The 12,581-nt window shown below is 61.1% G+C and carries 8 protein-coding genes; 3 read left to right on the forward strand and 5 right to left on the reverse strand.

Going from position 1 to position 12,581, the window contains the following annotated elements:
- Positions 1–173: 173 nt before the first annotated feature.
- The 3 genes from HX811_RS19995 to HX811_RS20005 all read left to right on the forward strand — a co-directional run bounded on the left by HX811_RS19995 (position 174) and on the right by HX811_RS20005 (position 4,568).
- The gene (locus tag HX811_RS19995) at positions 174–518 is read left to right on the forward strand and encodes a cupin domain-containing protein (RefSeq protein WP_003212331.1); all 345 of its coding nucleotides are present in this window, start codon (positions 174–176) and stop codon (positions 516–518) included.
- A gap of 557 nt (positions 519–1,075) precedes the next feature.
- On the forward strand, positions 1,076–1,276 hold the full coding sequence (locus HX811_RS20000; RefSeq protein WP_003212332.1) for a hypothetical protein: 201 nt from the start codon (positions 1,076–1,078) through the stop codon (positions 1,274–1,276).
- 238 nt (positions 1,277–1,514) lie between these two features.
- Positions 1,515–4,568, forward strand: coding sequence for a UDP-N-acetylmuramoyl-tripeptide--D-alanyl-D-alanine ligase (locus tag HX811_RS20005; protein ID WP_177047052.1), 3,054 nt, complete (start codon positions 1,515–1,517; stop codon positions 4,566–4,568).
- Here the strand turns inward: HX811_RS20005 and HX811_RS20010 are convergent.
- The 5 genes from HX811_RS20010 to HX811_RS20030 all read right to left on the reverse strand — a co-directional run.
- Complete coding sequence (locus tag HX811_RS20010) at positions 4,565–5,428, reverse strand: S9 family peptidase (protein WP_102605610.1); 864 nt, start codon at positions 5,426–5,428, stop codon at positions 4,565–4,567. The genes HX811_RS20005 and HX811_RS20010 overlap by 4 nt on opposite strands.
- Before the next feature lie 35 nt (positions 5,429–5,463).
- Positions 5,464–6,654 carry an HlyD family efflux transporter periplasmic adaptor subunit gene (locus HX811_RS20015; protein ID WP_087693464.1) on the reverse strand — a complete coding sequence of 397 codons (1,191 nt, stop codon included), beginning with the start codon at positions 6,652–6,654 and terminating at the stop codon, positions 5,464–5,466.
- A 26-nt stretch (positions 6,655–6,680) separates the two neighbouring features.
- On the reverse strand, positions 6,681–8,864 hold the full coding sequence (locus tag HX811_RS20020) for a type I secretion system permease/ATPase (protein ID WP_177047053.1): 2,184 nt from the start codon (positions 8,862–8,864) through the stop codon (positions 6,681–6,683).
- Positions 8,861–10,258, reverse strand: coding sequence for a TolC family outer membrane protein (locus HX811_RS20025; protein ID WP_173406114.1), 1,398 nt, complete (start codon positions 10,256–10,258; stop codon positions 8,861–8,863). Before HX811_RS20025 ends, HX811_RS20020 begins: the two co-directional genes overlap by 4 nt.
- 182 nt (positions 10,259–10,440) lie before the next feature.
- Positions 10,441–12,581: BapA/Bap/LapF family large adhesin (locus HX811_RS20030; RefSeq protein ID WP_256344448.1), on the reverse strand; the 2,141-nt coding region annotated here is incomplete at its 5' end.

The raw sequence follows: 12,581 nt of genomic DNA on the forward strand, positions 1-12,581 counted from the left end.
CATCGCCTGACACTCCGCCATCGCGGGCAAGCCCGGCTCCCACAGGGGTTGGCGGTGACTCACGGCTGTGCAAATGACTGCGCTTCTGGGCATCCCGATGTCGAGTCCAGACCACTGGCGGGCCGCCCAAGGCGATAGGGTTCGGACTTCCCTTCCACTGCCTCGGAATCATCATGTCCAAGCCAATCACCGTTCTGCGCGACACCCATCCACTGCCGGTGCTGGACGCCTGCAAATGGGAAAAACTCGAAGGCGACCCGCACACCGTCAACCTCAACGCCTACACCAGCGAGGACGGCAGCAAGATCATGGGCACCTGGATCTGCACCCCGGGCAAATGGCGGGTGGAATATGTGAAGTGGGAATACTGTCACTTCCAGGAAGGCTACTGCGTGATCACCCCGGACGGCCTGGAGCCGATCCATTTGCGGGCCGGGGATATCTTTGTGGTGGAGCCGGGGATGAAGGGGACGTGGGAAGTGGTCGAGACGGTGCGTAAGTATTTTGTGTTTGCCTGATCCCACCTCCTGGAAAGGGGTCGCCCTGGCCCCTTTTACCTCAACGACGACCGTCGCGCCCTTCTGATAAAAGCAGCATCTCCCTGCCCCTCTTCCAATAACAATCGCTGTTATTCGTGACAACAACCCTTGATATTCGAAAACAATCAATTAGTATTTTGTGACAGAATATTGTGAGCACCAAGTTCTTGAAAAAATCTCATGACGTAATGCGCAAAATACATAATCAAACTCACCAAACAGTACAACCACTACTTTAGTTATAGATAAGATTGACTTTTGACACCCCCTACAGTTTGAGATAGCTTTCTTGTAACCCGTCTATACTCGAATCTCATAGCATTATAACCCGATGATAATAAGAGGTACGGAGAAGGTGCAGAACTTCACATAATCGCAACCTTCACTGCACATTGATGGAAAACGCGCAGCGATTTGAATTAGACTCCAATGAATCAGTTGAATACCCCATTGGTTTGTTCTAAGGACTCCACACGTCTTCCAGCACTTACTGCACGCGGCAGTCGAGACCGCGCTTTTGTAAAAGGATCAAGAAAATGCCTGAAAAAACAACACGTCTGACCATTCTCATCGACTTCCCGACCAAGCAGCGTCTGGAGTCGCTGTCCGAGGAAGTTGACCTTACTATTTCTCAGGTTATTCGCAAGCTGATTCGTGACCATCTCCAGCAATACGAGAGCCAAGTCCCGCCCTCCGTGCTGGAGCCGGAGAAAGAGGATTCATCGCTCTGCTCTTGATATATAAGCCTGGTTAATTTGCCTTTATAAAACTGTGCGGCATAACTTTCTGCTTATTTATCAGCTGGCGCGCAGTTTAATCATGAACACTGCGCGCCACCCTCTCCAAGTTAAAAACTGGTGATGAACTATGCCTGTGAAACAGCAATGGCTTGCTTGTTATGCTCATCTAAGCAAAGAAATGAATGGGCCTGCTGTATCATCAGACACCGCGCAGCCCTGTACCTTGTTTTTCTCCATGAGCGACGGCACCCAGCGCGCGCATGTTTTTCATATCACGGCAGATAACTTCGAAGCCGCCTGGCAAACCGGTATGCAGCGCTTGCAGGGTGCCTATGAACGAGACCGCGCGCAGTCAGGCAACATCGTCGAACGTTCATGGATACGCGTCGAATGCGCGATCAACGTAACCGCCATCACCTGGGCCGAACTCAACGCGCGCTTCAAGCGCCACAAGCGTAATTACTTCCGGCGCGGCATCGCCTTCGATGCGGCGCTGCACATCGCGATCACCGAAAAGGAACTGAACGCCAACGCGATCCTGTATGGCGGCAACGCTATCAATCACGCGACCTTCAATGCCGGCAATTTTTCGGTGTACGCCAGGCGCCGTTTTACCGGGCTCAATACAGCCGACCTGATCGCCACACTTGAACCCGAGACCCCCGTGTTCCTGTTCGACACCAAGGGCGTTTTTTGTGCCGAAGACGGCGTGCCCCACCCGTTGAACCCTGGCCCGACAGAAACCGGCTGGCGCACCCTCGCAGCGCTGGAGCCCGGCATGGTAAAGGCGAGCATCATCAGCGCCGCAAGCTACCTGAGCACTCAGGTGCAGGGCGGCGGCCAGTTCGTCTACGGCTACTTCCCATGCTTTGACCGGGCGATAAAAAACTACAACACCCTGCGCCACGCCAGTACCACCTATTCGATGATCGAGGCCTGGGCACTGACCGGCGACGAGGCGCTTAAATCCGCCATCGACCGCTCGCTGGCCTACCTTACCCAGGAACTGATCAAGTCCTACGCGCTGCCCGACGGCAGTGTGGCGGCGTATCTGCTGGACACCGGTGACGAGATCAAACTGGGCGGCAATGCCGTGTGTTTGTTGGCGCTGGTCAAATACAGCGAAGTCACCGGCACCCGCCACTATCTACCCGTGCTGGAAGCCCTGGCCAATGGCATGGCCTGGATGCAGGACGCGACCACCGGCGCCTTCGTGCACGTCTTGCATGGCCGTGACCTTACCGTCAAAGAGGCGTTCCGGATCATCTACTACGACGGCGAGGCCGCGTTCGGGTTGATCCGCCTCTACGGCCTCACCGGCGATGAGCGCTGGTTAACCGTGGTGGAAAAAGCCTTCGACTACTTCATCGAAAAACAGCACTGGCGCGAGCACGATCACTGGCTCAGCTATTGCGTGAACGAACTGACCCGCTACCGACCTGACGAAAAGTATTTCCGCTTCGGCCTGAATAACGTCGCCGGTTATCTGGGGTTCGTGCAACAGCGCATCACCACCTTTCCGACGCTACTGGAATTGATGATGGCTGCGCAGCAGATGCTCGAACGCATCGCCCAGCAAGCGCAATTGCGCCACCTGCTCACCGAGATCGACCTGCACGCGTTTTACCGCGCCCTGCATCATCGTGCGCGCTATCTGTTCAACGGGTATTTCTGGCCGGAAACGGCGATGTATTTCGCCAATCCTGCGCGCATTGCCGGTTCGTTTTTTATCCGTCACCACGCGTTCAGGGTGCGCATCGACGACGTGGAGCATTACCTCTCGGGGCTGATTGCCTACCACCGCTACCTGCTCGACGGCGCGCCGCAAGTGAGCCTGGCCCAGGACGCAGCGCCCCTCGGCTGGGTCTGGGACGCCAACACCCTGGCTCGGGTGACACACGGCACCTGGGCCAAACAGCCGCCGCCCGGTTGGTACACGTCGGGTTTGACGCCCTCCATGCAGTTTTTCAAACCCCAGCGCATGCTCAATCGGCACCCCAGCAAGGTGGGACCGAACGAAGTGCAGTCAGCGCTGCGCTGGGCCCAGGCCAGTCCTGAGCGGCGCCCCTCGGCGTTCTTGTGTGTAGACCCGACGCCCTACCTGGACAGCGGCCTGCCGGTGTTACAGGTCGCCGATACCAGCGAGGCCATGCTGCAAATGGGTCGATACGCCAGGCAGCGATTCACTGGCCAGGTGTTCGGCGTCACCGGCAGCTTCGGTAAAACCACCGTGGTCGCCATGCTCGGCCACGCCCTGAAACACTGGGGCGAAGTGGGCCACACCGAGGCCAACGCCAACCTGCCCCATGGGATCGCCTGGAACCTGGCGAGCATGCCCCGGCCGGCCAAATTCTGGGTATTGGAAATGGCCGTGGGCCGCATGCCGATTAACTCGGAGCTGGTGCGCCCACACATTGCTATCGTGACCGGGCTGGCTCCGGCGCACCTGGAATACCATGGCACCCTGGAAAACCTGGCGCGTAAAAAGAGCGCGATCTTCCGCTCGATGGCACCGGGTGGGCACGCGGTGCTGTGCCGCGATATGCCGCACTACGAGGTGTTCGCCCAGGCCGCCGAAGTCGCGCGCTTGCACGTGACCAGCTATGGCGAACACGCCGATGCCGATGTGCGCCTGCTCGACGTGTGCAGCGAGGCCGACCGGGTCTACGTCACCGCGCAACGTGACACGCAACGGCTGGATTTCAGCCTGAGTGCTCGCGGCCGACACATGGTGCTCAACGCGCTGGGGGTGCTGGCGTCGCTGTTCGCCGCGGGGCTTGACGCCGACCAGGCACTGGAAGTGCTGACCGGCTTCCAACCGGTGGAAGGTCGCGGCAATATCCGCTCGATCAAATGCACCGACGGGCATTTCCAGCTGATCAACGATGCGTACAACGCCAACCCCGGCTCGATGGCTGCGGCCTTGCGCTCGATGGCCGACCTGCCCGTGGCCTCGCGGCACCGGGTAGTAGTGTTGGGCGACATGCTGGAGCTGGGCCCCGACGCCCAGCGCTACCACCTGGAACTGGCTGACTCGCTGCGCGCGGCGGCGCCCCGGCATTTGGTGCTGTGCGGGCCGCTGATGCGTGAGGTGTACCGGGTGCTGCGCAGTGAGCTGTCAGTGCAGTGGTTCGAGGATGCCACGGCATTAGGCCAGGCGTTGGCGCGCCACCCCGGCCAGTGGTTCCAGGCGGGGGATTGGGTACTGGTGAAAAGCTCCGGTGGTACCGGGTTGTCGCAGATCTGTGATTGGCTGAACACGACCGAACAGGCGGTGCCGGCGGGTTAGCCCGCGCAGCCCGCTGCTGTCTTCAGGCCAATGTCATTGCGCAGTTGGTGAAACATCGCAGGCACACCCTGCGCCTTGACCAACTGCGCCTGATGCCCGGCGCGAATCAACGCCTGGTAAAAACGCTCCTGCAACACAAATGGGGTTACCTGGTCGTCCACGCTGCCAATCACGAACAACTGCCGCGCAGGCGCAACGGCAATGCCGGCCAGGTGCTCCAGGGGATCGTAGGGGTGCAATAAACCATTGGTGTCGCGTCCCGGACGCGAAGGCAGGCCTTTGCTTTGACGCAACATCTGCGCGCGCTGCACCAGGGCAAACGCGCCGGAAGTCATCACCGCACACTTCACATCGGTACGCCCCAAGGTCAACAACGCCGCGGCCACCGTGGCGCCGCCGCTGTGCCCCAGCAACACAAACTGCCCGATGCCGTAACGCTTGCGCAGCTCGTTGAGCGCAGCGTCCAGCACAATGAATTCCCGCGCCTGGCGCCGCTGCCCATGGTTGCCGCTGGAACCGTAGGTGCCAGGTCGCGCCACAATCACCACCGGTACGCCCGCACGCCGGCTCAGGGCCTTGGCCTGCCTGGCCTTGGCGGCCAGGGTATTGCCACGGATCGACTCGGGCGAGCGGTGCATTTCCACGTTGCGGTCGCCATGAAACATCACGATCACCACGGGCGCATGGCTCAGCACCGCCCCGGAAAAATAGCGAATGCACTCATCGCCCCCGGCCAACTCGACCCAGAGTGCAGAGTCGACCTGGTTGCAGGTCGACTGGTTGGCCGGGGTGTTCCAAAGCAACGGTGTCGAACCCTCACTCAGGGCCCACGCGCCCGGCACGCCGGCCCACAACAGCATCCACCACAACGCAAACCTGGCCACAGCCACCTCGCCTAACGCTCGCGCAAGGCCTCCCGCGCACGGTTCATGGGCTTGATCAAATAGTCGAGCACGGTTTTCTGGCCGGTCTTGATATCCACCGAGGCAATCATCCCAGGCACAATCGAAAACGACTTGCCGGCCTTGTTTTTCAAGGTGTCAGCGTCGGTGCGGATGAACACTCGGTAGTAAAAAACTTCTGGCTTGACCTCGTCCTGGATAGTGTCCGGAGAAATGGTCACGACCTTGCCGTCCATGCCGCCATAAATGGCGTAGTCGTAGGCGGTGATCTTGACCTTGGCCACCTGGTCGGGATGGATAAAGGCGATGTCTCGCGGGGAGATACGCGCCTCGATCAACAACTGCTCATCCAGGGGCACAATCTGCATCAGGCGCCCGTTGGGCGGGATAACCCCGCCGATGGTGGTGACCTCGATCCCCTTGACGATACCGCGCACCGGCGAGCGCAGGGTCAGGCGGGTCACCGAGTCGGAGCGCCCGCGCATGACTGACGACAGCGTCTCAACGTCGGCATTGACCTTCGCCAGGTCCTCACCGGCCCGCACCATATACTCGGAGCGGGCCTGGGTCAGTTTCAACTCCAGCTCGGCCTTTTGGCGCTTGAGGCGCAACACCTCAACGTTGCTGGCGGCGCCGACCTTGGCCAGGTTTTCGGTGATTTCCAGCTCGCTACGCACCAGCCCGAGCGACGAACGCACGCCGGCCAACGATTCTTCGAGGCCCTTGCGCCGAGTGTTGAACAGGTCGGTTTCGGCGCGCACCAGTGCGGGGTAACGCTCAAGTTCCGGGGGGAACAGTAACGGTTTACCGTCTACCTCGGCCTGCAAACGCGCGACGCTGGCCAGCGACGCCCGGTACTTGGCGGCACTTTCATCAAAGTTGGATTCGGTCTTGGTCGGGTCAAGCCTGGCCAACGTCTGGCCATTTTTGACGATATCGCCCTCCCCCACATTCAATTCCGTGACGATGCCGCCTTCCAGCGACTGGATGATTTGCTCACGCGAGGTCGGGATGACTTTGCCGCTGCCCGTCGAGACTTCGTCCACTTCAAAAAAGTAGGCCCAGGCACCAAACGCAATCAGCATGACAAACACCCAGCCCACCACGCGCGTGGCGCGCACCACGGTGCGTTCATCCACGCCGTCGTGGGTATGCCGGGCGCCTTCGTCTTCGGTGGCGAGCAGGGGTATGGTTTTCGGCGCAGGGCTTTTCACTGGGTTTTCCCCTTCGGTTTGGACAGGCGCGCAATCGCGTTGGCTTTGCTGTCATCGACGATGATCTGGCCGTTGTCGACCACGATCACCCGATTCACCAGGCTCAATACACTCATGCGGTGCGTGGCGATAATCAGCGTGCGGTGGGCTGCCCAGCGGTCGAGGTTGTGGATCAACTGGCGCTCGGTCGCTTCATCCAGGGACGCGGTGGGCTCGTCGAGCAACACGATATGCGGCTGGCGAATCATCAGCCGCGACAGCAGCAGCGACTGACGCTGCCCGCCCGACAGGCCCAGGCCACCTTCCAGGATCATGTGGTCCAGGCCGTCGGCGAACTTGCCGATGAAGTCGCTCGCACCGGTCAGCGCCAGGGCCTGGAGGATTTCCTGATCGCTGGCATGCGGCGCCCCCATGATCAGGTTGTCGCGCAGCGTGCCGTGGAACAGCCGCGAGTTTTGTGTCATCAGCCCCACATCGCGGCGCACGTCGGCGGGGTCGATGTGGCTGAGGGCAACGCTATCCAGGCTGATGGTGCCAGCCTTGAGGTCGAGCATCCCGGCCAATGCCTGCAACAGCGTGGATTTACCCGCGCCGTTACGCCCCAGAATCGCGATGCGCTCGCCCGGCTGGATCTTCAGGTCGGCCACACGCAGCGCCGGTACGGGGGCATCGTCGGAATACTGGAATGTGGCCTGGCTCAGCGCGTATTGGCCTTTGATCACCGGCAGGTGCACGCGCTTGCTGCCCTCGGGATGGTCCACCGGCAATTCCATGATCCGGTTCAGGCCTTGCAGCGCAACCTTGGCCTGCTGCCAGCGCGTCAGCACCTGGGTGATCTGGGACATCGGCGCCATCATCCGCGACGCCAGGATCGACGCCGCGACAAGGCTACCGGTGGTCATGTCGCTGGCCATGACCATGGGCGCACCGAACACCACCACCACGGCAAACACCGAGCCCTGCACATTGTTGCTCCAGGCCACCAGTTTGTTGGTGAGCATGCGCAGGCGCAGGCTGGCGTCGCCGCAGGTGGCGTTGTAGTGGTTCCATTGTTGCTGGAAGCGCTGTTCGGCCTGCAACGCCTTGATGTCGTCCAGGCCTTGTATGGTCTCCACCAGCATGGCGCTGCGCAACGAGCTTTCACGCATCGACTCATTCGCCAGTGCCGCGAGTTTTTTCTGCGCCAACAGCCCGGGCACTATCAGGAACAGCACAGCCACCATTGGCACCGCCACCAGCGGGCCGGCGATCAACCAGTAGATCACCAGAAACAGCAGGAAGAACGGCAGATCGGCCAGCGCCGTGGCGGTGCTGGAGGTGATCAGCTCACGCAGTTGCTCCAGCTCCTTGAGCTGCGAAATGAACGAGCCGGTGGACTTCGGCCGGGCGCTGTTACGCAAGCGAATGGCATGCCCGAACACCAGGTCGGAAACGCGCAGATCCGCGCGTTTGCCGAGCATGTCGGTGATGCGCACACGGGTGATGCGCATGATGAAATCAAACACCAGCGCCAGCATCACCCCGCCAAACAGCACATACAGGGTGGGCATGGATTCGGCCGGGATCACCCGGTCGTACACCTGCATCGAAAACAGTACCCCAGCCAACCCCAGCACGCTGGTGACCAGCGACGCGAGCATCACATAGCCATAGGGCCGCAGGTCGCGCAGCACGATGTTTTTGAACCACGCCTTCTCGTAAGGCTTGATATAGTCGTCGACACGCCGGTCACGCACTGCCGCCATGGGTCGCAGAATCACGCTCTTGCGCGCTTGCTCCAACAGGTACTGGCGGGTGAGCCGGCTTTGCAGGCCGCCGTCGCCGCTGTAGGCGATGCCCAGGTTGTCGCCGTCGCCGAGGGTTTCGAGCACACCCACCTGGCCGTCGGCAAATTGCAGCACCACCGGTAATTGGCGCTGCATCAGCGTGGTTTCGCTGAAGTCGGCAATCACGCAGTTCAACCCCGCCTGGCGGGCCATCTGCCGTACCACCTCTTCCACCGAAGCGCCTTCGGTCCATTGTGCGGCGATGCGCACGCTTTGGGCCGAGCATTCCAGGCGGTAATGCCGGGCCACGCTCAGGACGGCCTCCAGCCACACGTCATAATCCACTGCGGGCGCCGGGTTCAGCGGGGTTTGTACTGCGTTGGTTTCGTCCGCAAGCATCACAGCATCATTCATGGCCGAATCTCCACACCTTGCAGGGTGCTGTTGTCCAGGTGGAACGCCGTGCGCAGTGCGCCCGTGTTGTAGAGGCAATCGATTTTCAGGCGGCGCAGGTCAGCGGCGGTGTTTTCCCGGTCCATGCGTGCCTGGTGAATTTCCTGCTCGGCATTCAGCAGGTCGAGCAACGGCCGTGTGCCCAGTTCGAGGTACTGCTGGCGATACAGGTCGCGGGTTTCGGAGATGCTGCGCTCACGAAAATCCAGGGTGGATAGCCGCTGGCTGAGGCTTGAGATTTGATCCCGCGCTTCCAGCAACCCCTGGCGAACCGCAAGGCGCGCGGCGTCGTTGGCGGCATCGGCGGAACGCAGGGCCTGTTGCGCGGCGGATTTGCGGGCGGTGATTGCGCCGCCCTGATACAGCGGCATTTTCACGTTGAGAAATACGCCATAACGGGTACGGTCGCGGCCGCCGGGGACGTTGCTGTCGTCGTTGTTGTCCAGGTAGTGCGTGATGGACGGGTCCAGCGACACGGTCGGCAACGCCTCGGCGCGGGCTTGTGCAATCAGCGCCAGCGCATCGACACGCTGCGCCTGGGCGATCAGCAGGGTCGGCGTGACTGCCGTATCGGGTACCACGCCCACGCAGGATTGCTCCAGGCTTGCCGGAAAACCATTCGCCACGCTCACTGGCGCCTGCGACCCAAGCAGGCTGCTCAACGTGCTGCGCCAGCGATTGAATTGCGCGGTGAATTGCAATTGCGTCGCCACCGAGGCCTCGACCCGCGAGCGGGCCTGGATCAGGTCCGAACGGGTGCTGGCGCCCATGTCGCTGCGCTTTTTGGCCAGCTCTGCAATCGCCGAAATGCCGTCGATTTGCTCGCGAGCCAGTTGCACCAGCAACTGCGAGCGCTGCAGTTCGATCACGGCGAACGAGGTATCGCGCGCCACCTGATCGATCGACAGCAACACCGATGCCTGGCTGGCACTGACCCGTGCCAGCGCACTGTCGACAGAACTTGAGACCTTGCCGAAGTCATAGAGCATCTGCGACGCCGACAACGAAAACGCACGGCTCTGGCCGTTGCCCCTCAGGCCGCTGTCGTAGCCGGAGTTGAAGCCACCGCTGACTTGCGGGTAATAACCGGAACGGGCGATGTTCACGTTCTCGTTTTGTTGGTACAGCTGGCCGATCGCCTCGGAAATTGCCGGGTGCCATTCCACCGCCAGTTGAATGGCGCGTGTCAGGTCAAGGTTGCTCGGTATGACGTGCTCGGGTGCCACCGGTGCGCTGACGCCCGTTGGCCCGCCGGGTAAATGTGTGCCCAGGTTGCTCGGGCTGATGATGTTGACGCGTTCTTCATCGTCGATATACGACGCTGCCATGACCGGCGCACGCTCGGGCGCGATCATTGCGACTGCCAGAATTACGGCAGACAGCTGCTTGGCCAAACTCTTTTGCCTCACTGCTAGTCACCTGACTGTTGTCAAACCTGATGAGTACAACAACGGACCGTGACTGACGTCACGGCCCATCGCTGCATTACCGTTGGTAGGGAAAACCGGGCCTTGCGGCCCGGCCGGCAGGGGTGGCGTTACACCACGCTGATGCCGCTCTGTACCCAGAGCTGATGGGTTTCATCTTCCGGACTGGTGTAGATCACGTACTCAAGACCGTTCTCTACCTGGGTCGCACCGGCGCTCCAGTCACCTGTCAGGTGCACGCTGTCCTGATCGTCGCCCTGGATCATCAAGCGATCCGACTCAGGCCCGGTGATGGACACCAGGTCTTCGAGGCTCAGGGTCAGGTCGACGGCGCTGACATCGTTCAGGTCGATGCTGTGCACCCCGCTGACTGTGCCAATCAGGTCGGTGAGGTTGATGGCTGCATCGCCGCCTTCCCACAACAACCCGTCTGCACCCGCGCCAGCATCGACATGGGTGAAGTCGGTGTCGTCGGCCACCACGGCATCGTGGTGATCGCCGTCAACGTTGGCGCCGTCATCCGCCGCCTGGTCCACCGCACTGTGGGCAGCGGCAATGCCGGCACCTTCAGTGGCTGGCGCACCCGGGTTGGCGTCGTCCCAGACCAGGTCGCGATCCGGCGAGTCGATGCGCACGTAGAGGTCGGCGGTGTCTTCCTGGCCGGTTGGCGTGGTGAGCTTGTAGGTGAATTTATCCACCTGGCCAATCTCGTCCAGCGTCAGCCCGGCATGCGGGGTGTAGACGTACTTACCATCGGCAAAAACGGTCAATGTGCCGTGGTCACCGTTGATTTTCGTCCCCGTTTGCCCAGGAATCACATAGACCCCGTTGACCAGCACACTGAGTACCGTCAGCGGCGAACCGAGGACATCCGGCCCGGACAAGCTGTCGGACAGCAGGTTGCCAGTCGCATTGCTCATTGCACCGGTCACGAACTCCGTGAGGGAGGTGGTAGTGAGCTTCTGCGCAATGTGCAGCGCACTCAGCGACAGCACGGCACCGGTCGTCCCGGTCACGCGATAGGTCCCGGCATCCAACCCTTGGAACGTGTGGTTCGCCTGGGTAGTGGTCTGCTGCGTGACCCATTCGTTACCGATGAACTTCTGCAGATTGACGGTCGTGCCTGGCAACAACGCAATGCCGGTGACGGTGACGTTGATCGCAAGCTCTGCGGTCGTGCCCGTGGCAACGTTGATCTCGGCACCCGTACCCGTACTGCTGCCGAGCAGTGCCAGGTTGTAGCTCAGGGTCGCCAGGTCGGCCTGGGTGACCAGGTTGACGATGTCGATCTGTGCCGAACCCAGGTCATCATTGGCAACCGTGTTGATCACGCCGGGCGCAGATGGATCGGTAGCGCTCCAGTCCACGTTGACACTCGTGCTGTCGATACGCACATACAAGGTTGCCGAGGCGGAAGCACCGGCACCATTGACCAGGTGATACTCGAAGGCATCCACCTTGCCGATGCTGGCGACATCGCCGTTCGGGGTGTACTTGTACTCGCCGTTGGCGAAGATGGTCAGCTGACCATATTGGCCCTGCAGCACCGTGCCGGTGGTGGCGTCGGCATCAACGAATTCGCCGTTGACCTCGACCTGCACCTTCACTGGCCCGCCGGTTCCCGGTTCATCCGGTTTACCGCCAATGCCCGGGTCGGTGATGACGTTGCCGGTGACATCCGGCCCTGCTTCCCCGGTGAAGTCGGTGAGGCTGTCATTGGTGACGCTCAACTTGGCCGTGGCCCCTGCACCAACGCTGACCAGGTTGGGGTCGAGCTTGAGGGTAAAGCGATACTGCCCGGCTTCCAGGCCTTCGATTTTGGCGCTGGAGCTTTGTCCGAACAGCCCCAACAGGTCGAGCAAGCCCGAACCGTTGCTGCCTTGCTGCACGGGCAACCATCCACCGGCACCGTCGCTCACTTCCAGCGTCGCAGTGAAGCCACCGCCCAACAGCGAGACCAGGTCGGCCTGGGCAAACTGCAGGTTCAGCGTTCCGCTGGAACCCTCGGCAACCGAGAACTCCTGCTGCTTGGTGTGATCGCCCAGAATGATGCCGCCGACACCCAACAGGGTGAACACGCGCATATCGGCCAGGCCGGTGTTGGATGTTACGGGTTTGATGGTTACTTCGCCGGTAGCGAGGTCGTCGAAGGCTTCGAGGTCGGCGTCGGCGTCGGCGTCCGCATCGGCATCGGCATCAGCATCCGCGTCGGCATCAGCATCGGCGTCCGCATCGGCGTCCGCATCGGCAT

Source organism: Pseudomonas sp. F8002 (assembly GCF_013385495.1).
Classification (GTDB): domain Bacteria; phylum Pseudomonadota; class Gammaproteobacteria; order Pseudomonadales; family Pseudomonadaceae; genus Aquipseudomonas.